Annotated in this window: 19 protein-coding genes and 1 tRNA gene; 10 read left to right on the top strand and 10 right to left on the bottom strand. The window is 55.8% G+C overall.

All coding sequences use genetic code 11. From position 1 onward, the window contains the following. Nucleotides 1–667 precede the first annotated feature (667 nt). Both C814_RS20355 and xerC read left to right on the top strand, forming a co-directional pair. A complete protein-coding gene (locus tag C814_RS20355) occupies nucleotides 668–874 on the top strand; it encodes a helix-turn-helix domain-containing protein (protein WP_016317344.1) in 207 nt (68 codons plus the stop codon). Nucleotides 875–895: 21 nt separating this feature from the next. Then, complete coding sequence (xerC, locus tag C814_RS20360) at nucleotides 896–2,290, top strand: site-specific integrase (protein WP_016317345.1); 1,395 nt, start codon at nucleotides 896–898, stop codon at nucleotides 2,288–2,290. A 189-nt stretch (nucleotides 2,291–2,479) separates the two neighbouring features. Here xerC and C814_RS20365 read toward each other — a convergent pair. The 7 genes from C814_RS20365 to C814_RS20395 form a co-directional block, all read right to left on the bottom strand. After that, nucleotides 2,480–2,556: transfer RNA gene (locus C814_RS20365), tRNA-Arg, on the bottom strand. A 266-nt stretch (nucleotides 2,557–2,822) separates the two neighbouring features. Then, nucleotides 2,823–3,092, bottom strand: a complete 270-nt coding sequence (locus C814_RS20370) for a late competence development ComFB family protein (protein ID WP_016317346.1) — start codon at nucleotides 3,090–3,092, stop codon at nucleotides 2,823–2,825. A gap of 89 nt (nucleotides 3,093–3,181) precedes the next feature. Beyond that, nucleotides 3,182–4,924 (bottom strand): NADH-dependent [FeFe] hydrogenase, group A6, encoded by a 1,743-nt coding sequence (locus tag C814_RS20375; protein WP_016317347.1) that lies wholly within the window; start codon nucleotides 4,922–4,924, stop codon nucleotides 3,182–3,184. Between the two features lie 18 nt (nucleotides 4,925–4,942). Further along, complete coding sequence (gene nuoF / locus C814_RS20380; RefSeq protein WP_016317348.1) at nucleotides 4,943–6,730, bottom strand: NADH-quinone oxidoreductase subunit NuoF; 1,788 nt, start codon at nucleotides 6,728–6,730, stop codon at nucleotides 4,943–4,945. Between the two features lie 18 nt (nucleotides 6,731–6,748). Then, on the bottom strand, nucleotides 6,749–7,117 hold the full coding sequence (locus C814_RS20385) for a (2Fe-2S) ferredoxin domain-containing protein (RefSeq protein ID WP_016317349.1): 369 nt from the start codon (nucleotides 7,115–7,117) through the stop codon (nucleotides 6,749–6,751). After that, nucleotides 7,114–7,686 carry an ATP-binding protein gene (locus tag C814_RS20390; protein WP_016317350.1) on the bottom strand — a complete coding sequence of 191 codons (573 nt, stop codon included), beginning with the start codon at nucleotides 7,684–7,686 and terminating at the stop codon, nucleotides 7,114–7,116. The genes C814_RS20385 and C814_RS20390 overlap by 4 nt, the downstream gene beginning before the upstream one ends. A gap of 3 nt (nucleotides 7,687–7,689) precedes the next feature. Further along, nucleotides 7,690–8,187 (bottom strand): NADH-quinone oxidoreductase subunit NuoE family protein, encoded by a 498-nt coding sequence (locus C814_RS20395; RefSeq protein ID WP_016317351.1) that lies wholly within the window; start codon nucleotides 8,185–8,187, stop codon nucleotides 7,690–7,692. 473 nt (nucleotides 8,188–8,660) lie between these two features. Here C814_RS20395 and C814_RS22665 point away from each other — a divergent pair, with 473 nt between their 5' ends. The 6 genes from C814_RS22665 (at nucleotide 8,661) to C814_RS20430 (ending at nucleotide 14,831) form a co-directional block, all read left to right on the top strand. Beyond that, on the top strand, nucleotides 8,661–9,209 hold the full coding sequence (locus C814_RS22665; RefSeq protein ID WP_016317352.1) for an RNA polymerase sigma factor: 549 nt from the start codon (nucleotides 8,661–8,663) through the stop codon (nucleotides 9,207–9,209). Between the two features lie 114 nt (nucleotides 9,210–9,323). Beyond that, nucleotides 9,324–10,298 carry a hypothetical protein gene (locus C814_RS20410; RefSeq protein WP_016317353.1) on the top strand — a complete coding sequence of 325 codons (975 nt, stop codon included), beginning with the start codon at nucleotides 9,324–9,326 and terminating at the stop codon, nucleotides 10,296–10,298. A gap of 250 nt (nucleotides 10,299–10,548) precedes the next feature. Further along, nucleotides 10,549–11,985, top strand: coding sequence for a proline--tRNA ligase (gene proS / locus C814_RS20415; RefSeq protein WP_016317354.1), 1,437 nt, complete (start codon nucleotides 10,549–10,551; stop codon nucleotides 11,983–11,985). A gap of 191 nt (nucleotides 11,986–12,176) precedes the next feature. Beyond that, nucleotides 12,177–13,337, top strand: coding sequence for a hypothetical protein (locus tag C814_RS20420; protein WP_016317355.1), 1,161 nt, complete (start codon nucleotides 12,177–12,179; stop codon nucleotides 13,335–13,337). Between the two features lie 251 nt (nucleotides 13,338–13,588). Beyond that, complete coding sequence (locus tag C814_RS20425; protein ID WP_016317356.1) at nucleotides 13,589–14,353, top strand: hypothetical protein; 765 nt, start codon at nucleotides 13,589–13,591, stop codon at nucleotides 14,351–14,353. 34 nt (nucleotides 14,354–14,387) lie between these two features. Further along, a complete protein-coding gene (locus C814_RS20430; RefSeq protein ID WP_016317357.1) occupies nucleotides 14,388–14,831 on the top strand; it encodes a hypothetical protein in 444 nt (147 codons plus the stop codon). Between the two features lie 80 nt (nucleotides 14,832–14,911). Here the strand turns inward: C814_RS20430 and abc-f are convergent, their stop codons facing one another. From abc-f to C814_RS20445, 3 genes are all read right to left on the bottom strand, one after another. Next, a complete protein-coding gene (abc-f, locus tag C814_RS20435; protein WP_016317358.1) occupies nucleotides 14,912–16,465 on the bottom strand; it encodes a ribosomal protection-like ABC-F family protein in 1,554 nt (517 codons plus the stop codon). Between the two features lie 200 nt (nucleotides 16,466–16,665). Continuing rightward, a complete protein-coding gene (locus C814_RS20440) occupies nucleotides 16,666–17,193 on the bottom strand; it encodes a hypothetical protein (RefSeq protein WP_016317359.1) in 528 nt (175 codons plus the stop codon). A gap of 389 nt (nucleotides 17,194–17,582) precedes the next feature. Further along, the gene (locus tag C814_RS20445; protein ID WP_016317360.1) at nucleotides 17,583–19,208 is read right to left on the bottom strand and encodes a peptide ABC transporter substrate-binding protein; all 1,626 of its coding nucleotides are present in this window, start codon (nucleotides 19,206–19,208) and stop codon (nucleotides 17,583–17,585) included. 365 nt (nucleotides 19,209–19,573) lie between these two features. Here C814_RS20445 and C814_RS20450 point away from each other — a divergent pair, with 365 nt between their 5' ends. Beyond that, nucleotides 19,574–21,238, top strand: coding sequence for a glycoside hydrolase family 13 protein (locus C814_RS20450; protein WP_016317361.1), 1,665 nt, complete (start codon nucleotides 19,574–19,576; stop codon nucleotides 21,236–21,238). Between the two features lie 667 nt (nucleotides 21,239–21,905). Then, entirely contained in the window at nucleotides 21,906–24,227 is a 2,322-nt protein-coding gene (locus C814_RS20455; protein WP_016317362.1) for an anaerobic ribonucleoside triphosphate reductase, read from the top strand. The last annotated feature ends 193 nt before the right edge of the window (nucleotides 24,228–24,420 follow it).

Raw genomic sequence — 24,420 nt, forward strand, 5'->3', positions numbered from 1 at the left:
CAAGAGAGAGCGCTTCTATCTGTCCCTCACTGCGGCTGCTGCTTAGATCCTATATTCCTTGCGTGAATTGTGTCAACTCATATTGACAAAATCACGCTGTCTGGAAATCCGACTGATCCGGGCCGTAATGCGCGCCTGATCCTTTCAGCCCTGGCAGAAGGCAAGCGGCTTACCCTTTCCTCCTTTGCCGATGCCGGGGACTGACCCCACCTTGACAAAGAAAGCCTTCGGGCAGCATAAGGCAGACGGATACGATCTGTCTGTGTGGAGCCGGTCGGCCGGTGCGCCATGACCCTGTTGCAAGTCCGCAGGACGGGACCCCTACCAAACAGGTGAGCGACAAAACCAGGCCGCGAAACAGGTGTGGCAGCCTGTGGGCGAGGATGCACAGACAGGATAATGAGACTCCCGCGTTGAACGCCCTCAAAGCATTGCGCGGCGCACCCATCAGCATGGGCCGGGGTGAGATTCCCGTGGAGCTGTAGCCAGCAGCCGTCCGTTTTTTGCCTCTTTTATTTTCAGATAAATCTTCTGCTTTTCTGTTTACGGATAATTCGTGAACTTTCCATTAGCAGCAGACAAACCCGAAACGGCGCGGTACAATGAGGGTGGAAGTTATGAATGAACACCCTTTTGCGTGCCGTTTCTGACTGGAAAGGAGGCTGCTGTGTCAGAGATTCAGAACGGTACGGAGAAAAGGCCTTTGGAGTGCCGCACCTATACGGTCAATGAGATTGCCCGGATATTAGGTGTCAGCCGGACACAAGCATACCGTCTTGTGCAGGAGGGCCTTTTCAAAAGCGTACGAATTGGCAACGCCATACGAATTTCCAAGCGGTCGTTCGACCACTGGCTGGAGTCACTTGACCTGTGACACAAGAAAGGAAGGTTCGTTATGGCATCTATTATTAAGAGAAAGAAAAACTATTCTATTGTTTATACCTATGTGGACGAGAATGGTGAGACCAAGCAGAAGTGGGAAACCCGCACTTCCTATCAGGAGGCATTGAAGCGAAAGGCGGAGATTGAGAGCCAGAAAAGCTCCAACTCCTTCCTTCCGCCCACCAATCAGAATATTGCGGAGTTTCTGTCCGACTTCGTTTCCCTCTACGGCGAAAAGCGGTGGGGTGTGTCCATGTATGACAGCCAAAACTCGCTGATCGCCAACTACATCAACCCCATCATCGGGGATATGAAGGTGCAGGACGTCACCACGCGGGTGGTGGACAAGTACATCCAGACTTTGCAGAAAACCCCTGCGGTGAACACCAGAACGCACCACGCCAAAACGGAGTTCGTGACCAACGCCACCATCGAGAAGATCATCAAACTTCTCCGCTGTGCCTTCAAGCAGGCGGTTCGGTGGGAGCTGGTTGCCAAGAACCCCTTTGACAATGTGGTGCTGCCCAAAGTGGAATACAAGAAGCGGGACATCTGGACCGCCGATATGATCCGAACCGCCCTGGATCAGTGTACGGACAGCAAACTCTATGTGGCAATGAACCTGGCCTTTGCCTGTTCGCTGCGCATGGGAGAAATTCTGGGACTGACCTGGAGCAATGTTCACATCTCCGATGAAGATATTGCCGATGACAACGCCTATGTCTACATTGATAAGGAGCTGGCACGGGCCTCAAAGCGGGCCATTGAGATGCTGGGGCAAAAGGACATCTACCATGTGTTCACGCCTCTGTTTCCCAATACCAGCACCAGGATCATTTTGAAGAAGCCCAAGACCGATTCCAGCATCCGCAAGGTGTGGCTGCCCAAGACCCTGGCTTACATCCTGCGGGAATGGAAATCCGCGCAAGACGAACTACGGGCGCTGCTCCGCGACGAGTATCAGGACTACGACCTGGTGGTGGCGCTGGCCAATGGCCGTCCCTGTGAGGACCGTATCATCCTGAAGTCGTTTGAGAAGCTGCGGGAGAAAGCAGGGCTTCCCAAAGTGGTCTTTCACTCCCTGCGCCATTCCAGTACCACCTATAAGCTGAAGCTCAACCACGGCGACCTGAAGGCCACCCAGGGCGATACCGGACACGCCCAGATCGACATGATCACCAGCGTGTATGCCCACATTCTGGACGAGGACCGCAAGATCAACGCCCAGAAGTTTGAGAGCGCCTTTTATGCCAATCCCGACCTGCGTTCGGTTCGTGCCCCGGAGGAACCAAAGGAACCGGCGCCCGCCACATTGGATTTGGAGGCCCTGGTAGAACAGCTTCGCAAGTCGCCAGAACTGGCCAACACACTGGCTGCATTGCTGGCGTCGGCCCCATCCGAAAAATAGGGCGGGAAAATCGTATTAGCAAATCGGCGTTTTTTATTAGCAAGGCCAGAAAAATAGTTCGAATCAAATTAGCAGGCATACAGCGGAAAATGTATAAAATCGTTCCGGTGGAGCGTCAAAAGCGCTCCGATGAAACGATAACAAAAAACCGCTGTAAACCATCAAAAAACGGCTTACAGCGGTCATTTTTGGCACCCCCGGCTGGGTTCGAACCAGTGGCCTGTCGCTTAGGAGGCGACCGCTCTATCCAACTGAGCTACGGGGGCTTATACAGAAAATATTCAATTTTACAGGGCTCCAGGATTCGAACGATTCGATTTTTAGGAGGCGGTCGCTCTATCCAACTGAGCTATAGCGACATTTGCAAAAATAAGAGATTGTTACCATTATAAAGGTACAAAAAGGATTTGTCAACCGCATTCTGACAACGAGCCCGGCAGGCCCCCTGTCCATATGGGTTCCTCAGCGTTTTAGAAAGACTAAGGCGGCATAGCTTTGGCTATGCCGCCTTTTCCCTTCTGTGGCCAGGAGGTCAATGTCTGGGAGATTTTTTCACGATCTCCGCGCCTTTGGTGAGAGCCGCCATAATGTCCGAACTGTGCTGCGCACCCACCATCGTGATCTTGGAATAAACCGCCCCCTTATCGCTCACCACATACTTCTGTGGAAGCAGGTTGAGCGCATAAGCGATGATGTCATTGCGGCAGTGCTCACAAGTACAGCAGTCAAGCGTGGATTGAATCTCATCGAACCGGAATTCCACCAGATCTTCCATCACATTTTTGTAAAGCCTGTTCTTCATGATGACTGACCACCTTTCTCTATACTGTAGAGCCTTGCGGTCACGACTCTGCAACAGAGGGTCATGGCCGCGGACCCTCAACGATGATATTAAAAATGATCCCTTTCCACATAGGAGGTGTGCAGGACCTCATGCGCCTTGTGCGAGCCAAACTCCCCGAAGAACTCCTCATAGATTTTCAGCAGCGAGGGGTTTTCATGGCTCTTGCGCAGCGGCTTGCCGGCATCGGCGTTGTAAAGGACCGCCGCACGTTTGCCCTTGAGATCCTCGAAGTTGCGCACGCTGGCAGGCTGGACCGGTTGTCCGCCGCCGTTGACGCACCCGCCCGGGCAGGCCATGATTTCAATGAACTGGTAGTCGGCAGTGCCCGCACGCACCTGATTCATGACCTCGCGCGCATTGGCAAGCCCCGACACGACCGCAACCTTGACAGTCAGTTCACCCACCTGATAGGACGCCTCTTTGATCCCCTGTGTGCCGCGGACCTCTTTGAATTCGACCGCCTCGAGCGGTTTTCCGCCTACCCATTCCGCAGCGGTGCGCAGGGCCGCTTCCATTACGCCGCCGGTTGCGCCGAAGATGACGCCCGCGCCGGTGGATTCACCCATCGGATCGTCGAAATCCTCATCGGGCAGCATCTCAAATTTGATACCCGCGCGGTGAATCATCCGCGCAAGCTCGCGGGTGGTGATGGCGATGTCCACATCCGGGACGCCCGCTGCATCCTGATCGTCCCGCCCAACCTCGAATTTTTTGGCGGTACAGGGCATAACAGCGACCACCACGACGTCTTTCGGGTCGAGGCCCAGCTTCTGCGCATACCAGGTTTTGGCGGTTGCGCCGAACATCTGCATCGGGGATTTACAGGTCGAGAGGTGCGGGAGCTGGTCCGGGAAATAATGCTCGCAGAATTTGACCCAGCCGGGCGAACAGGAGGTGACCATCGGCAGGACGCCGCCCTTGGTGACCCGCTCGACAAACTCGTGCGCCTCCTCCACAATCGTCATATCGGCGGCGAGGTCGGTGTCGAACACCTTATCGAACCCGAGCCGCCGCAGCGCCGCAGCCAGCTTACCGGTCACATCGGTGCCGACCGGCATCCCGAACGCCTCGCCGAGGGTCGCGCGGATCGAAGGCGCAGGCTGTACGATGACATATTTGGACGGGTCCGCGATCGCGTCCCAAACCTTCTGGGTATGGTCGTGCTCGGAGAGCGCACCGGTCGGGCAGACGACGATGCACTGCCCGCAGGAAACGCAGGCGGTGTCCCCCAGCCCCACGCCAAACGCCGAGCCGATATGGGTAGAGAACCCGCGCTCGTTGGGGCCGATCACGCCGATCCCCTGCCATTTGGCACAGGCGGCGACACAGCGGCGGCAGAGCACGCATTTGCTGTTGTCACGGTACATATGCACTGCCGAATGGTCGATCGGATAGACCGGATTCTCCCCAAGGAACCGGTTCTCGTTCTCGACCCCGTAATCGGAGCAGAGCTTCTGAAGCTCGCACGAGCCGGAACGCACGCAGGAGAGGCAGCGTTTATTGTGGGTGGAGAGGATCAGCTCGAGGGTCGTCCGGCGGGCGTCGATCACCCGCTGGGAGTTGGTAACAACCTCCATCCCCTCGGAGACCGGGTAGACACAGGCGGCTACCAGGGATTTCGCCCCTTTCACCTCGACCACACAGATCCGGCAGGCGCCGATTTCGTTGATCTCCTTGAGATAGCAGAGGGTGGGGATCTCGATGCCGGCCGACCGCGCAGCCTCAAGGATGGTGTAATTTTTCGGCACGGACAAGGGCATACCGTTGAGTTTGATATTCACAAGTTCCATTTCTGGCACGCTCCTTTCTTATTTCTTGATGATCGCGCCGAATTTACATTTTTCGATGCAGGCGCCGCACTTGATGCATTTTTCCTTGTCAATAACATGCGGATTCTTGACCGTACCCGAGATCGCGTTGACCGGGCACTGGCGGGCGCAGAGGGTGCAGCCCCGGCATTTGTCCGCGAGGATCGAGTAGCTCACCAGCTTCTTGCAGACCCCTGCCGGGCAGGTCTTCTGCACGACATGCGCTTCGTACTCGTCGCGGAAATACCGCAGGGTCGAGAGCACCGGGTTCGGGGCGGTCTGTCCCAGCCCGCAGAGGGCGTTTTCCTTGATGTAGTGGCAGAGCTCCTCCATCTTGTCGAGGTCCGCGAGGGTACCGCGGCCCTGGGTGATCTTGTCAAGCATCTCATAAAGCCGCTTGGTGCCCACCCGGCAGGGGGTACACTTGCCGCAGCTCTCGTCAACGGTAAACTCGAGGAAAAACTTGGCGATGTCCACCATGCAGTTGTCCTCGTCCATGACGATCAGCCCGCCCGAGCCCATCATTGAGCCGATCGCGATCAGGTTGTCATAGTCGATCTCGGTATCGATCAGAGAAGCGGGGATGCATCCGCCCGAGGGGCCGCCGGTCTGCGCGGCTTTGAACTTTTTGCCGTTCGGGACGCCGCCGCCGATCTCCTCGACGATCTCCCGCAGGGTGGTGCCCATCGGGACCTCGACCAGGCCGGTATTGTGGATCTTGCCGCCGAGCGCGAACACCTTGGTACCCTTGGATTTTTCGGTACCCATCGAAGAGAACCACTCGGGGCCTTTCAGGATAATCTGTGGGATATTGGCATAGGTTTCGACATTGTTGAGGACCGACGGTTTGCCGAACAGCCCCTTGACCGCCGGGAACGGCGGGCGCGGGCGGGGTTCGCCGCGGTGCCCCTCGATCGAGGTCATGAGCGCGGTCTCCTCGCCGCAGACAAACGCGCCCGCGCCGAGCCGCAGCTCGATGTCGAAATCGAAGCCGGAGCCGAAGATGTCCTTTCCAAGCAGGCCCATCTCACGCGCCTGCCCGATCGCGATTTCAAGGCGCTTGACCGCGATCGGGTATTCCGCGCGGACATATATGTAGCCCTGGTTCGCGCCGATCGCATAACCGGCAATCGCCATTGCCTCAAGCACCGCGTGAGGGTCGCCCTCGAGGACCGAACGGTCCATGAACGCGCCCGGGTCGCCCTCGTCGGCGTTACAGCAGACATACTTCTGATCGTCAACCGACGCCTTTGCAAAGCTCCATTTCAGGCCGGTCGGGAAGCCTGCGCCGCCGCGCCCCCGCAGCCCGGACCGCTTCATGACGTCGATCACATCATCGGGGGTCATCTCGGTCAGCACCTTGCCGAGCGCCTGATACCCGTCATAGGCAATATATTCATTGATGTCCTCGGGGTTGATGACGCCGCAGTTGCGCAGCGCGACCCGCATCTGTTTTTTGTAAAAGTCGGTTTCGTTGAGGGATTTCACCGTGTCCTCTTCGACCGTCTCGGTGTAGAGCAGGCGCTTGACGATACGGCCCTTGAGCAGATGCTCGTCTACGATCTCCTTCACGTCGTCGGGATTGACGCGGGAATAGAACGAGCCTTCGGGGTAGATGATGACGACCGGGCCGAGCGCACAAAGCCCGAAGCAGCCGGTACGCACGACTTTGACCTCATTTTCCAGCCCGACCTGACGGATCTCGTCCTCGAACGCTTCGATGATCTTGGCAGACCCGGAAGAGGTACAGCCGGTACCGCCGCAGACCAGAACATGGGAACGATACATGACGGTTCTCCTCCTTTCTTATTTGGCAGCGCCGATGGTGTATTCAGCGACAACCTTCCCGCCGACAAGGTGCTCCGCAACCACACGTTCCGCCTTGTCGGGGTCCATTCTGATATAGGTGACCTTCTCCCTGCCGGGTTCCATTACCTCGACAACCGGCTCATACTGGCAGATGCCGATACAGCCGGTCTGGGAGATGGTCACATTGGTGAGCCCGCGCGCGGCGGCCTCTTCGGTAAATGCCTGAAGCACCGGGCGCGCGCCCGCGGCGATCCCGCAGGTCGCCATCCCGACGACCACCCGGATATTCCCGGTGTCATCCCCGCGCACGCCCATGTTGTTTTTCATTTTATCCCTGAGAGCCTGAAGCTCTGCCAGACTTTTCATGGTTCGATTCCTCCATCCGAACTAGATTGGTTTTGGATTTCCGCCGTGTTTTCCCGGATATAGCCGCCGATATAGGCAACCACCTCGGGGGTGGAGAGCGGGATGCCCTCGAGCACCGCGCGGAACTCCCGGGTATCCGCACAGAACGAGGCGTCCCCATGGCGGAAAGTGTATAGAAAGTCGATGTCCGGGTTGCACTGGACAAGTGAACAGATGGTTGCCGCAATGTCGCCGAGCGGCATCCGGTCGATATGGTTCAGCCCGAACACCGCGCGCAGGCTGGTGCCGCGCCCCGGCTCGGAGGTGATCTCCAAGCTGCCGCCGGTCAGCTCGGCCGCCATCTTGAGCAGCGGCACCCCAAGGCCAACCCTGCGGGTGGTGCGGGTGGTAAAAAACGGGTCGGTCACCTGCCTGACCTGCTCAGGGGCCATCCCGCAGCCATTGTCCCGGATCGAGATGGTCAGCCGATCGTCTGCGGGCTGTTCATCAACTGTGATCTCGGTCAGCGTCGCGCCCGCGCGCACCGAATTCTGCGCAACATCCAGTATGTTCAGCGACAGCTCCTGCATCCCTTACGCCCCGTATTTTGCGAGGATGTCGTCCACGTCGTCCACGGTCAGCCGCCCATACACCTCGTCGTTGACGGTCAGCACCGGGGCCAGCCCGCACGCACCGATACACCGGCAGGCATCGAGGCTGAACCGCCCATCCGGGGTGCAGCCGCCGCTGGCGATGCCGAGCTTTTCGGAAAGCTTGTTGAAGATGTCGCCCGAGCCTTTGACGTAACAGGCAGTACCCAGGCAGACCGAAATCTTATACTGTCCTTTCGGGACAAGGGTGAACTGAGAATAGAAGGTAGCCACGCCGTAGATCTCCTCAAGCGGGATGCCAAGCCCGTCGGAAACCATCTTCTGCACCTCGACGGGCAGATAGCCGTAAATTTCCTGCGCCCCCTGCAAGACCGGCATCAGCGCGCCTTTCTGATCCTTATGCGCTTCGATCACCTTTTCCAACTGTGCCTGCTGCGCAGGAGTTCCGGAAAAGGGAATCGCCGCCTTGGTAGTTGCCATGCCAATGATAACCTCCTTCAGGGAGCTGCGGTGCGGGAACAGCCCGCTCGTCATTCCCCGTTTAAATTATAACAATTATACCAGAACCGGCTTTTAAAGTCCATGTTTTTCTGTTGGGAATTGCAAAAAATCTACCCAGACTGTCGATTTTAGCGGTTTATGGCCCTTCATTTTCCTCCGTTTGGAAAACAAATGCAATCTGCCAGCAGCTTTCCCTGCAATCTAAGGGAGATTCTCAACAAAGGGAGATTCTCAACAAAGGAAAACACCTCTTCGCCATACCATTGGGAACTGCATTTCCGGGGGCGCTGTTCTGTAGCGAAATAGATTGCGGTACGGCCTTTGTTTTGTTATGCTGAACAGGAACGAAGCCCTATATGGAACCTGCCCGACGTCTTATCCGGGAAATTTTTTGCGGCCGCTGTTACATCCGGCAGTTTCCGGGGAATATCCGGGTAGGAGGTGGTTTTGTCTTGTGGAACAACAGAAGGGCCGAACGGCTCTTTGACCAGCTTTGTGAAACCTGGTATGAAAAGGTACTGCACTATCTGTATTTCAGCCTGCGGGACGAGCAGTCCGCCCGCGACGCGGTGCAGGAAGTGTTCCTGATCGCCTGGAAAAAACGGCTGGAACTGCTTTCCCATCCGAACCCGGGGGGATTCCTCTTCCAAACCGCGAAGCATTTTGTCTGCAAAGCCCGGCGGGAAGGGTTCCGGCGGCTCGATCACGAACCGCTCACCGCCGATGGGGAACTGCCCGAACAGGCAGATGGGACAGATGCGATCGAGCAGGCGCTCGACCGGGCCATCGACGAAAATGCCTATATCGAAGCGGTGCTCTCCCGGCTCAGCGCGGACAAGCGCACCCTTTACGAGCTCTACTACCTGCAAAACAAGCCGATGGCCGAGATCGCCTCCGCCTACGGGCTGGAAGAACCCGCTGTCCGGATGCGGTACGTCCGCCTGCGCAGGGAAATCCGGACGATCGCCGCGCAGGTGGCCGAAGAAAATTTTCTGTTTTGAAGGTTACATCGCCCGGTCTGGGCGGATAATCAGGGTGCAGGGCGGATGCGCGCGGCCGCCCTGCACCCCGGCAAAACGGCTTCGCTTTTGAGCGGCCAGAAGGAGGGATACGCCATGGAAACCAGACGGGATTTGCAGCGGGAACTTGACCAGGCGATCGACACGATGGACATGGACGCGGTCGGGGAACTGCTCGGCCAGCTCGCCGGGATCGAACCAACCATCCCCGCGGCGGAGGACAGCCGGCTGTTCGCCGCCCGGGTCAAACAACTGGAAAAGGAGCGGGAACCGATGAAAATGAACCGTACCACAAGAATGACATTGATCGCTGCGGCAGTCGCCGCGAGCCTTTCGGTCGGCGTCTACGCCGCCAACAATATGAGCAGCTTTACCTTTGAACGCGGCGGGAGGCTTGTCCATATTCAGGGTGACGGCCTCACCGAACAGGACGCAAAGGAAGCTGCCGACTCGGTGGCGGACGCCCTCAAAGGAAAGAAGGCTGTCCCCCAGCTCGAAATCAGCTTTGATTCGGATAAAGCTAGTTTCAAAGATGGAGCGATTATCGTGAAAGAGACTGAGGGCAGCGGAACCGATGGGGAAAAATACTCCTTCGAAGTTGAAGTAGCCACCTCTACCGGGAGGACCGCGACATTGGAGGAAACCAGTTTCCGCTCGGTGGAGGACGGGGAACGGACAATGAATCTCAGGCTGGCAAAGCCGGACATCGTCTCGAAGATGGGCCCCGGCTCCGCAGCCGGGATCGACTTCAACGGCAATGACAAATATCTGAGGGCCGCTTACGGCAGTTTGGAAAACGGAAAAGCGGTTCAAATTACGCTTGAACGTTCGGTGCCCACCCAGGGGGAAACCAAAATCCAGACCCAGGATGTCGATCCGGGCAGCACAGGCTCCTACCAGTCCGCCAGGGGCTTCACATTCACCACCGCTTCCGAGAGCGAGGGCGGCAATACTATGCGGTTTGCGGTCTGCCCGCGCGGCTACTACACCTATACAATCGGATTCTTCGGGTTCTCGGAGCAGGAAATCCGGCAGGCGCTCGACACCATAGACCTTTCGATCTACGGCTGACGCCTACCCGATGCCCAGGCGATCACAGCAGGCAGATCCCCGCCGCCGTATGCGGCGGGGATTCGCTGTCCTTCGGATCTATTATGATTGGCAGCCTGCTGCCCCGAATTGGGGTGCTGGAAAAGAAAAGCATTTCACCCCGCTGCCTGTATACCATACACTTGCTTTTTCAGGCAATTTTCGGTATGATATAGGAATCAAACGAAAGTGGCTTGGCACCACCGATTTTATGAAGGAGCGAAACCAAATTATGGCAGATCAGAAAAAAATGGTGGAAGCGATCACCTCGATGGATGAGGACTTCGCAAAATGGTATACCGACATCGTACGCAAGGCCGATCTTGCTGACTATTCCTCGATCCGGGGCTGTATGATCGTGCGGCCGTATGGCACCGCGATCTGGGAGAACATCCAGCACGACCTCGACAGCCGGTTCAAGGCCCTAGAGCATGAAAATATCCAGATGCCGCTCTTTATCCCCGAAGGATTGCTGCAAAAGGAAAAAGACCACGTGGAAGGGTTCGCACCCGAGGTCGCATGGGTGACCCATGGCGGCGAGGAGAAGCTCACCGAGCGCCTCTGTGTTCGCCCGACCTCCGAAACCCTCTTCTGCGAGCACTACGCCAAAATCATCAAATCCTACCGCGACCTGCCCAAGCTCTACAACCAGTGGTGCTCGGTGGTGCGGTGGGAAAAGACCACCCGCCCGTTCCTGCGCACCTGTGAATTCTGGTGGCAGGAAGGCCACACGATGCACGAAACCGCACAGGAGGCGTACCAGGAAACCGAACAGATGCTGAACGTCTATGCGGATTTCTGCGAACAGTCACTGGCGATCCCTGTTATCAAGGGGCGCAAAACCAAAAAGGAACAGTTCGCGGGTGCGGAAGCGACCTATACCATCGAAGCGATGATGCACGATGGCAAGGCCCTCCAGTCGGGGACCTCCCACTATTTCGGCGATGGGTTCTCCCGGGCGTTCGACATCACCTTCCAGGGGCGGGACAACAAACCGCAGTATCCGCATCAAACCTCGTGGGGAATGTCCACCCGGATCATCGGTGCAATCATCATGACCCACGGGGACGACAACGGCCTCGTCCTGCCGCCCGCCATCGCACCGGTGCAGGTGGTAGTCCTGCCGATTGCACAGCATAAGCCGGGCGTGCTCGATAAGACGCGTGAAATTGCCGCCCGGATCGGGCAGTTCTGCCGTGTCAAGGTCGATGACAGCGACAATTCAGCGGGCTGGAAGTTCGCCGAGTACGAGATGAAGGGGGTCCCGCTCCGGCTCGAGATGGGCCCGCGCGACATCGAAGCAGGCCAGTGTGTCCTGGTCCGCCGGGACAACCGCGAAAAGACGGTCGTCTCCCTCGACGAGCTGGAAACCAAAATCCCCGAGCTGCTCAAGGCGGTGCATGACGGCCTTTACGCCAAAGCGCTTGCCAACCGCGAAGCCCGCACCTGGACAATCTCCTCGTTCGACGAGCTGAAACAGGCTGCGCAGGAGAAAACCGGCTTTTTCAAGACCATGTGGTGCGGGGATGAGGCGTGCGAGCTGAAAGTCAAGGAGGAAGCGGGGCTGACCTCCCGGTGTATGCCGTTCGAGCAGGAGAACCTTGGAGCGGTCTGCCCGGTCTGCGGGAAGCCCGCCGCCACCAGTATCATCTGGGGCAAGGCATACTGATGCTGGTGTGCAAATTTTGATTGAATTATGTGCAGATTGTGTCCAAACAGAAAATTTTACAGAAACTGTCCCTTTTTCCCAGTAAAACCTGTTTACAGGATAGCGAGTCTGTTGTATGATGGGATCAATGGGGGCGACACTCCCGGCGGCTCCCAAAAACGGCCGCTAATTTCTAAAAAGAAGGGTGAATTATGAAAACAGTCAGCAAAAAACTCCTGAGCCTGCTGCTTGCGGCGATGCTGGTGTTGAGCCTCGGCGTTATGGCGAGCGCGGCATCCTCTTCCGTTTACAGCATGCATGTCGCCAACGGGAAAGTCCAGTTCGTGCAGAACGGCGCGGCAGTCGGCAGCTTCAACCTGAAATCAGCAGATTTCTCTCTCAAAACCGATGCGGACAAGGATTTTGTCGTCTGCTTTGTTGACGCAAACGGCAACGGCAAGGCGGTCAACCTGTCTAAGCAGACCTCCCTTTCGATCAGCGGTTCCATGAATTCGCTGACCATCGACAAGAGCCTCGACAGCGCAATCTCGGTCACAATGAACGGCACTGCCACCAAAATGACCGTCAATGCCCCGAACAAGGTCAATGTCAACGGCAGCGTTACCACACTGGCCGTCAACGCAGCCGCCAATGTGGTGGTTGGGGATAAAGCCTCGATCAAAACGGTCAATGTCAGCAACAGCAAGGCGACTGTGAAAAATTCGGCTGGCCAGTCGGTCAAGACCAACACTGTCTCCTCCCCGTCCACATCGACCAACAAAAATACCATCAACACCTCTTCCAATAAGGGCAACACCATCAATATCAAAAACAGCAACACCTCCACCTCGTCCGACAGCCGGATCCGCCTGACCACCAAAGCGATCAACGCGGATTACGACGATACGCTGGATGACCTGATCGACGAGCTGAACGACAACGTAGAGGCTTACGACACGGTCAACAAAGAGTATCTCTCGGGCGATTGCGACTGGAAGAGCAGCCGTACCAGCTACTCGCTCGACAAGAGCGGCACCCACTCGTTCGTCTTTACCCCGGATGACCGCAACCTCCCGACCGTTACCGGCAATATCAAAATCTATGTGGACGGCAACTCGGAGGATGTCACCCTGAGCTATAACAGCACCATGTACTTTGAAGACGGCGACCGCCTCAGCGATTACACCAGAGAGCTGAAAGACAGCATCACCGCCCGCAACGACGAGGGCGACGAGATCCGCGGTTCGGTTTCCTGGAGCAACGGTTCCAAGACCGAGATCCGGAGCGGCCGTTCCTATACCTTCAAATTCAAACCCTCCAGCTCCCGGTATGAGACGGTCGAGGGCAGCGTGAAATTCGTGCTCAACGACTGATCCGCTGTAAGAACCATCTGCAAAAACAGGCCCTCCGGCAATTATATCGCCGGAGGGCTTTTCTTTGCGCACGCGATGATAAAATTTTTGATGATAAAATTTTTTTGAAAAGATTGAAGTAAATCTATTGATAAAATGATAATAATATGCTATAAATATATTAGACGCAGGAGGTGATACATACGAAATGGAAATAAAATAAACGCATGAGTGTCTAGTGAAAAAATTTAGATTTAGAAAGGGTACAGATTATGAAAAAATACATTTCAATTTTTTTAATCGCCATTATCTTCTGTTTTGCTTCGACAAGCATATATGCTCAAGCAGAAGATTTAGTAGCTAGAGACAAGGTAGTTACAGAAATAGATCCTGCTGGACATATGCGCCGAGATATAAGTACAGTAGGGAGTAAAGTCAAGTTTTCTATGACTTGGACCTATGATTTACATATTGACTCCCAAGAAGCATATTGCTATATAGATTCTTATATTGATGGGCAATATTCGGATTCTGCCGAAAATTCAAGAGCTAATTCTGATACAGTGTCTTGCTCTCTCAATGAAGTAGCAGAAGCAAGAACAGAGTATCGCGGTATTTTTTATGGACATACTTCTGTACCAGCGATGGCAGTTTGGGCAAAAGATAGTAAGACTTATTACGCCTATAACAGAGAAGCCAACTCTATCGAATCTATAATAGTGGACTTTTCAAATGACATTATGACTGATTTGGGACATGATATATCAAATTTTAATACGTATATAATCGGCGACAAAAATTCACCGGCTTATGCAGATTATTACTATTGCTTTGAAATGGAAAAAGAAAAAGGGAGTACGTTGCCAGTCATTTATGAAGATACCAAGCAGAACAGGTGTTATATCGCTTATCAGGATGCAAATAATCAAAAAACAGTTGTTACTCTAGATTTCAATTCCAGAAATGGAGAATACTTGGCTTCCAAGGAAACCAAGGAAGGTCAGCCTGTAGATTTCTCAGCACTGGCTATGGAGTAAAAATTGTGATGCACCAAGGAGAGAAAGCTGTCCAATGAAACATGTAAAACGCCTATGGCTGCCGGTTTTCCTTGTTGTTTCGGTCTGCTTGAACCTGTACCTATTGTTTTTCAAGGAAGCCCCTGCCGCATATGTGGTTTCGGGCGACAGTCTGCCGCAGCACATCGTATCCCGGTACCAGGTGATCCAGAGGAACAACGGCATCCTTTCCCACTATGGATACGACCCCGGGGCGTTTACCGCCTGGTTCTTAACCTCCCCGGAACTGCCGGAGGACATCGGGTTCTACTGCATGACAAAGCTGAACCGGGAACCCAAAGCATACGAGCCGATGGTGTACCAGTCCCTAGAAGAGCCGGTTTATCTGTTTACGGTCCAGCGTTCCGAAACGGAGCAGGAGATTGTCATCCTGTCGGTTGACGCGCAAAAACAGGTATATGAAGTCGAACGGCTCCGGGACGGGCCGCCCTCCGAATGAAACAGGATCCGCCGGCGATTCCATCGCCGGCGGGTTTTTTGCGGGGAAACGGTCGGTGGGGAACCGCGCAACCAGGGTCCTCAACGCCCCGCTGTGCCGGCCCGGAACGCCTCCTCCGCCCGGCGCATCTGCTCGATCAGGCCGGAAAGGTCATCCGAAGGTGCATTCCTGCGGGACTGCTCCTCCCGGTACTCCGCCATAGTCCCCTCAAAGGCACGCACCCGGCCGTTCTCCACAAACAGCAGCCGCTCGGCTGCCTGTTCAATCAGGTGTCGGTCATGCGAGATGACCAGCAGCGTCCCCTGCCACCGCAGCAGAAGCGGCTCCAACGCCTGTGCGGTATAGAGGTCGATATGGTTGGTCGGTTCGTCGAGAACCAGCAGATTACAGTCGGAGGCAAGCAGGCGGGCAAGCGCAACTTTCGCGCGTTCGCCGCCTGAAAGTACCCGCACAGGTTTCTGTACCGCATCCCCATTGATCCACAGATTGGCGAGGATCGAACGTACCTCGTGTTCCGGCAGGCGGGAAACCGCGCGGACGTTTTCCAATACCGTCCGCACCGGGTCGAGTAACTCGTGGTTCTGGGAGAAGTAACCGATCTGGACTCCGTTGGCGAGCCTGGCGCAGTCCCCACCCTGTACCAGATGTTCGGCGAGCGTGGTTTTGCCCGCCCCATTCCCGCCCAGCAGGAAGGTGCGCTTCCCGGTGGGCAGGGTAAACGACACATCCTCCAACACCGCGCGGGCGCCATATCGGACGGTCAGATGATCGATCCGGGCGGCCGTCCTGGAGGTGATCGGGGAGGCTGCTCCGAGCGCCATCCGGATCTGCGGCAGATCGGACGGGCGCTCTTTCACCTCCAGCTGCCGGACCCGGCTCTCAATCGCCTTGGCGCGCGCCTGCACCTGAATCTGTGCAGGCGAGATGTGGCACTTATGCAGCCTCGCTTCGCTGTTCCCCATCCGTTTTGGAGTCTTGCGCATCCCGCGGGCCTGTTCGCGCAGATTGGCTGTCTCGGCCTCCAAACGACGTTTTTCACTCCGATACCGGTCATACTCAAACTGTGCAAATGTCCGCTCCCGGTCACGCTGGGCGATCCACTCGGCATATCCGCCCGGGAATACCCGGATTTCCCCATCCTGAATCGCCCAGATCGAGGTGCAGACCGTTTCCAAAAGCTGACGGTCATGTGAAATCAGCAGCACCGCGCCCGAATAATCCTGAAGCATCCGCTCGACCGCCTCAATCCCGTCCAGGTCAAGATTGGTGGTTGGTTCGTCCGCAAACAGGAGCGGCGCACCCTGCGAACATGCCGCGGCAATGGCGCGACGGGTGCGTTCGCCGCCGCTCTTGCAGGCGCTGCCCGCCAGAGACAGGGTGCGGAGCAGCCTTCCATCCGGTTCGCCCTCCGCATCCCCCGACTGCCGGATCATTGCAATCGGGCAGCGCCGGTCAATGTTCCCTTCGTCGCAGGGAAGGTCGCCGCGCAGGATGTCGAGCAGGGTGGACTTGCCCGCGCCGTTCTCCCCCACCAGGCCGACCCGGTCGCCGTCATGCAGTTCGAGCTGGTCAGCCCGAAAGAGTGTGCGTGTACCAAATGTTTTCGTCAGATTCTGTGCCTGTAAAAGATACATAAAAAATCCCTCCCAGAGCTGTCCGGGAGGGCACGCAAAAAAGCCTGTATGATGCGAAAACACATAGACAGGTCTGTTTGCAGGATGCGCCAACCGGACAGAACAAACTTTGGCAGGCAAACATTCGCCTACCGGTTAAAAATCTGTTTTGCTTTCGGTTGTTATTCATTGCGCATCTTACTGCAATACCTCGTGCTTTCTTAAGATTGATATGACAAATAGTGAACACTATCTGCTGTCTTTTCCAAGGTCAGCGTCATCTCTCTGGAGAGGTCAAACTCCACAAAGTCAAGGGTGAACGTGATCTGTATGATGGAATCCGCCTCTGTCACATCAGTGATTTCAAAATTGGATTCAGCCAGCGGCATCAGTGCGGCCGGCGTCTGATACAGCTGTTCGGCTTCCAGATAAATCACCGGGTCGGACCGCAGATGTGCGGCCGGTACATCAAAATAACTGGCCACCTGGGATTCCAGTTCTTCCGCCGGAAAAAAGAGGCCATCCCTTCCCTCTATCTGATATTCTGCGGACGAGGGCAGATCATACACGCGGTAACCATACCACATCACATAATCGGTGGGAGAAAGGTCCTCTGCTGTTTCCCACCCGTTGGAGGACATCAGCCAGCCCAGCTGCGCGACATACGTTTCATACTGCTCCCAGCCATTGGGGTTTTCTTCGTTTTCTCCTGAGGAAACACTGTTTTCGGCACGGCTGCTTTCTTCCACAGAAACCTCCGACTGCATCGAAGGGGAATCCACGCTTCTCCGCCCGGCACATCCTCCGAAGCACAGGCAGGCAGACAGCGCAAAAGCTGCTGCACAAATCCTGTTTTTCCAATTCCTCTTTAGAGACAACATTCCAATCCACACCGGGTTCCCTTGCTGATTTGATTCCAATGATCCGGAAACGCTTCGACTATAGCACAGGGGAATCGGTTTGTCAAGGAAAAAATTCTGTAAAACAGTCCAGGTTTTACGGGAGCGGCGGCGGAATACTTTATCCTGTGAAGCACTTTTTTCGGATGAATTGCCGCGAAGCGGCAAGAGGGGGCTTTTTGCAAGTGAAAAAGCCCCCTTGCATAAATAAATGCGGAGCAGGCTCACCTTCCCGCGGGTTATTTTTTGACGGCATCCTGGAACCGCATCCCCGCAAGAAACGGGGAGAACGCAATCCCGGAAACGCCCGGGGCAACCGCATAATAGGAGGTCTCGAAAAAAAGCGGAACCACCGGGCAGTCGTAAAGCAGGCGCTGCTCCGCCTCCTTATAGACAGAATAAAGCTGGTCCACTGGGATCAGCGCTGCACTGGACAGCAGCGCCTCAAACGGCTGGCTGTCATAACCAGTAAAGTTCTGTGATGACTCTGCGTGAAAGCAGGAGAATATCGCTTCGGGGGAGGAGTAGGAGACGGTGAGCGGCAGGATAGCCGCCTGATAGTCCCCCGCGGCAACCCGTTCCAGCAGTTCTTTCCGGGGAAGGCGCACAAGGGTGGTATAGATCGAAAGGTTATTTTGCAGCCCCTGCTGGACATACCCCGCCAAAAGCGGAAGATTTCCCTCGTCACAGACCAATATCTCCCGCAGATTGGGGGCATCCCCCTGCTCGAGCGTTTCGGCATAATACTGCCGGGCCAGAAACGGACTGTAAACGGTTGGGGAAAGCTCCCCGGCAAACGCGCGGAACGACTCCCCGGACGACGAAACCGCCGGTGGGACAAGGACACTGGTGGTCCGGAGATTTTCTGTAAGGTAGCCAGAGAACCTGTCCCGGTCAACGGTGTGCGCCACCGCCCGGCTGAAGCTGTATCCTTCGGTTCCCACCTCATCCTGGTTGAGCGCCAGAACCCAGACGGTATCCTCAAACGAGGTCACCGAACAGCCCGCTTTTTCCATCTCGGCAAGATGCGCATAGTCGATCTCACAGGCATCGGTATCACCATTCAGAAATCGTGCAAGCGGGTCGAACGATTCGCTGTTCGGGAAGTAAAAGTTGACCCCGAGCGCCCGTACCGGCAGATCCTCCCGGTAAACCTCGCTGCGGCGCAGGGCGATCGCGGTATCGTTGTTCCAGATCGAAACATAAAACGGCCCATTGCTCATGAGGGTATCCACATCCAGTCCATACCGTCCGCGGGTGCTCTCGTAGAACGCCTGGTTGCAGGGCATTGCTGCGCTCGACGCGAGCAGTTCCGGGAGCTGCCGGTTCGGCTGGGAAAGGGTGATTTCAAGGGTATAGTCGCTGTCTGCGCGCACTCCCAGCATCCGGCTGTTCATCTCCCCAGCGAGAATCTGCGGGGCGTTGCGGATGCAGAGAAAGTGCGCAGCAAGTTCACTCATATGGTTTTCGTCGAACAGGCGCCGCAGGGCAAACACAAAATCGTGCGCTGTGACCGGGGTGCCCTCCGGATCGCTCCAGCGGGCGCTGTTGGTCGTCCACGCACCCGTTTCGGACAGGGAGCGGTTCCAGCGGATGCCCTGCCGCAGCCGGAAGGTATAGACCAGCCCATCGGGGGAGACGGTCCACTCCTCTGCAATACACGGCTCCACCTCGCCCGACGGGAGCTGCCGGAACAGCCCTTCAAATACGTTGGACACAATCATGCTGGCGGTCGTGTCGGTCACAAACTGCGGGTCCAGGCTGGCGACCGGGGCCGGAATATCGTATTTCAAAATGCTGCCTTTTGCGCCACAGGCTGAAACCAGCAGGCAAAAAACCAGCAGAAGCGGGATCAGGCGTTTCATAAGCAGCCTCTTTCTGAAACAGGTAATCAGCTAAAGTGTAGCAGAATCAGCGTGAGGATTCAATCTGATAAATGTGAATTTATCAAGAAATCTTGTCCAAAAATAGGAGTAACCACCCTGTATCTGAGCGGAAATTCCGCTTGTTTCCCTGTGAAAACCCCAACCGGCGCGGAACAGCCGCTTTTGGAACCGGTTCTCTCTGCCGGCGAAACAAACCTTCCCAATTTTTGTCCCGTTACCCGCTGGACTTTCTGCAATTCTCTGCTATAATCAAAATGCTTCAAAGAATCCAACCCTTCTTTATGAAGCCTGTGAGGATGAACCACCCTGTCCCCACAGCAGATTCTTGGAAAGGGGCAATCAAAATGGAAAAAAGATGGTGGCAGGAGGAGATCGTTTATCAGATCTACCCCAAAAGCTTCTATGACAGCAACAACGATGGAATCGGCGACCTCAAGGGCATCACCCAAAAGCTCCCCTATTTGCAGGAGCTGGGCGTGACCATGCTGTGGATCTGCCCGTTTTACCGCTCTCCAATGAACGACAATGGTTACGATATTTCGGATTATCAGTCGATCGCGCCCGAATTCGGCAGTATGGAGGATCTGGATGAGCTGATCGCCCAGGCCAGGCAGCGCGGTATCCGGATCGTGATTGATCTGGTCATCAACCACACCTCGGATGAACATGAGTGGTTCCAAAAAGCCCTGGCCGATCCGGACAGCCCCTACCGCGATTACTATATCTTCCGGCCCGGGAAAACCCCTCCCAACAACTGGCGTTCCTGTTTTGGCGGCAGCTGCTGGGAGCCAGTCCCCGGGCAGGAGGAATATTATTTCCACGTGTTCGCAAAAAAGCAGCCGGATTTGAACTGGGAAAATCCGGCCCTGCGCCAAAAGCTGTATGAGATGGTCAACTGGTGGCTGGACAAAGGGATTGCAGGGTTCCGCCTCGATGCGATCACCTATATCAAAAAGGATTTGACCTGGCATGACGGAGAGCCGGATGGCGCAGACGGCCTGTCCATCTGTTCCTGCGGGGCGCTCAACCAGCCGGGCATCGACACATTTCTGCACGAGCTGCGGGAAAACACCTTTGACCGCCACCAGTGCTTCACCGTTGCTGAAGCGCCGGGCGTCCCCTACGACCATCTGGATGCGTTCATCGGGCCGGACGGGCATTTCTCGATGATCTTTGATTTCAGCTATGCGGACCTGGACATCGGCTCCGGCGGGGAATGGTTCCGCCCTGTGCCCTGGACCATCCCGAAGCTGAACCGGCAGATCATGACCTGCCAGATGGCGGTGCAAAAATGCGGCTGGGCGGCCAATTTTCTCGAAAACCACGACCAGCCCCGTTCGACCACCAAATACCTGAAGGACGCCCAACACAATCCGGACGCGGTCAAAACGCTGGCTGCAATGTACTTTTTCCTGCGCGGCACACCGTTCATCTACCAGGGGCAGGAATTGGGCATGGTCAACTGCGAACGGCAGGGGATCGGTGAGTTTGATGACCTCAGCACCATCGACCAGTACAACCGCTCGATACAGGAAGGGTTTTCGGAGGCCGAGGCACTCGAGATGGCCAACCGCCGCAGCCGGGACAATGCCCGCACCCCCTTCCCGTGGAACGGGGAGCAGTATGGCGGATTCTCCCAGGCCAAACCCTGGCTCGGCATGGCCGAGGAATATCCGGCGGTCAACGTGCAGGCACAGCAGCATGATCCAAATAGCGTCTGGCATTTCTTCAAAAAGATGATCGCTTTCCGGCAGAGCGGCCCGCATCGGAACTGCCTGATCTATGGGAACATCGAGCCGCTGTACGCGGGGGAAACCGTCATCGCTTACCGGCGGCTCAACGAAGAGGAGCGTCTGTACTGCTGGTTCAACCTGGGCAGTGAACCGGTATCCGAGCCTCTGCCCCAGGCAGATATGGACCCTGTCTGGCATACCCAGAATGCGGTCCGGATGGAAAATGGAATGCTGATTCTAGCGCCTTACCAGTCGGTCATTCTGCGTGAACGGTAAAAGCCTGTTTGGTGTTTCTTTCTGCAAGGGGGCTTTTTCACTTGCAAAAAGCCCCCTCTTGCCGCTTTGCGGCAATTCACCCGAAAAAAGCGCTTCACAGGATAAAGCGTTCCGCGCTCTGCGGAGCGCGTCGGGGGCTCCGCCCCTCGACCCCGCCACCTTTGAAAAGGTGGACGAAACTTTTGGATAAAGAACAGGCTCTAAGAATTTTTTGAGAAACCCTTTTGCAGATAAGGCAGCTTTTCTCACAGAAAAGCTGCCTTGTTTTTTGGTTGGCAAGATATGCGGCCCGGACAGCACTGGCACTTTTGTGCCCTTACAAGCAGAATTTCGAGCAGGAAAATAGTTCCTTTGATCTGGTGAAAAACGGAGGATCGTTGCCTTTTCAATTCAATCATTACAAAATTATCATAAAAATTTTGGACAAACCGTCAATAAATTTCGCTTAAATTGCACTTATTTAGTATATTTTTGTCAGATATTTGGATTTTATACAAGATATTGTGTCTTCCTGGGCCAAATTGTACTAAAAAATGTGTTTTGAACCCATTGACAGAACCATCTGAATCTACTAAAATAAATTACGGCAGCATTTCGAAATTACAATATTTAGTAGTGTGTATTTTTTCAATACATATATGTAGTAGTTTGAACAAGGAGTGGAATGATGATCAACACCATTGTCAAGCGCGACGGACGGTGCGTGCTGTTTGACATTGATAAAATCACCGACGCGATCTTCAAGGCGGCGCAGGCGCTCGGCGGCAACGACCGGCAAACCGCCCGGGAGCTTGCGGAGCTGGTGGCAATGCATGTGGAACAGGCGCACGCGGACGGTAACCCGCCTACGGTCGAAGAGGTGCAGGATGCGGTTGAATACCAGCTGGTCGAGTCCGGCCATGCCCGCACCGCGAAGGAATATATCCTCTACCGGGCGCAGCGCACCCGCATCCGCGATATGAACACCCGCCTGATGAAAACCTATGAGGAACTGACCTATCAGTCCGCAGGGGAAAACGATGTTAAACGGGAGAACGCCAACATTGACGGCGATACTGCAATGGGCACCATGCTGAAATACGGCTCGGAAGGCGCAAAACAGTTCTATCACATGTTTGTGCTCAATCCGGTCCATTCGAAGGCCCATCTGGACGGGGACATCCATATCCACGACCTTGATTTCCTCACCCTCACAACCACCTGCTGCCAGATCGATATTGAAAAGTTGTTTCGGGGCGGCTTCTGTCCAGGACATGGGTTCCTGCGGGAGCCGAATGACATCCAGAGTTATACCGCGCTCGCCTGCATCGCAATCCAGTCGAACCAGAACGACCAGCATGGCGGGCAGAGCATCCCGAATTTCGACTATGGGATGGCTCACGGGGTCAGAAAAACCTACCGTAAGCTTTATTCCCGCAATCTGGCCAAAGCGCTCGAGCTGTTCGTCGGGCTGGAAAATGCGGATGAAACTACAAAAGAGATCCGGGAAAAGGTCCACGCGGCGCATGGACTCTACCCGGTGTTGGCAGACGACAACGGCTACCGCGACTTCGAGCTGCCGGAACTGGCCGGGCTGGCAGAGGAATCGACCCTGATCAGGGCGCAGGCGTTCGCGGTGGAGGAAGCATATAAAGAAACCAAGCGGGCAACCTATCAGGCGATGGAGGCGTTGGTTCACAACCTGAACACCATGCACTCCCGCGCGGGCGCGCAGGTGCCGTTCTCGTCGCTCAACTATGGGACCGATACCTCGCCCGAAGGCCGGATGGCAACCGAGGCAATCCTCCTGGCGACCGACGCCGGCCTGGGGCATGGGGAAACCGCCATCTTCCCGATCCACATCTTTAAGGTGAAGGAAGGGGTCAGCTTCAACCCGGGCGATCCCAACTATGACCTGTTTAAGCTCGCCTGCCGGGTATCGGCCAAGCGGCTGTTCCCGAACTTCAGCTTCCTGGATGCGCCGTATAACCTCCAGTACTACAAGCCCGGGCATCCGGAAACCGAAATCGCCTATATGGGCTGCCGCACACGCGTAATCGGCAACTGTCACGACCGTTCGCGCGAGATCGTCAACGGCCGCGGGAACCTCAGCTTCACCTCGATCAACCTGCCGCGGATCGCGATTCGTGCCAAGGGGGATATTGACTTTTTCTTCGAGGAGCTCGACCGCAAGATCGACCTTGTGATCGACCAGCTGATGGAACGGTATCAGATCCAGGCCAAAAAGAAGGTCCGCAACTTCCCGTTCCTGATGGGGCAGGGCATCTGGATCGACTCCGACAAGCTCGGCCCGGATGACGAAGTGGGCGAGGTCCTCAAACATGGCACCCTCTCGGTCGGGTTCATTGGTCTGGCGGAGACGCTCAAGGCATTGATCGGCCAGCACCACGGAGAGAGCGAATATGCGCAGAACCTCGGCCTGGATATCATCGGACATATGCGTAAACGGATGGACGATGCGACCCGGGAAACCGGCTTCAATTACACCCTGCTCGCAACCCCTGCCGAAGGGCTTGCAGGCCGGTTCGTACGGATCGACCGGAAACTTTATGGAGAGATCGAAGGGGTCACCGACCACGAGTTCTATACCAACTCGTTCCATGTCCCGGTCTATTACAACATCTCGGCGAGCGAGAAGATCCGTCTGGAGGCGCCCTATCACGCGCTGACCAATGCGGGCCACATCTCGTATATCGAGCTGGACGGCGACCCGCTGAAAAACCTCGATGCGTTTGAACAGGTTGTACGGTACATGAAGGAGTGCGGCATCGGCTATGGCTCGATCAACCACCCGGTTGACCGCGACCCGGTCTGCGGATACACCGGCATCATCGACGAAACCTGCCCGCGGTGCGGGCGGCACGAAGGAGAGGCAATCAGTGTGGAAAAGCTGCGGTCGCTCGGGTGCTGGAATGACAATGTGGACTGCGGCTACTGTGGGGACCCGAACGAGGAAGCCGCCCGTATGCCGAATTCGGTGGTTGAATAGAATCAAAACTTGCTTCATAATCTAAAGTTTTACTCGATTTTTTCAAAAAATTGCGGGGTCGAGGGGCAGTGAGGCAACGGAAGTTTGGATTCCAGACCAAACTTCCGGGGCGCAAGCGCCCTTCTTCGGGGGTCTTCTCGGACCTGGTGGTCCGAAGCGCGGCATACGCCGCGACGCCCCCTCAGTTTGCCTT

This window comes from Anaerotruncus sp. G3(2012), assembly GCF_000403395.2.
Classification (GTDB): Bacteria; Bacillota; Clostridia; order Oscillospirales; family Ruminococcaceae; genus Anaerotruncus.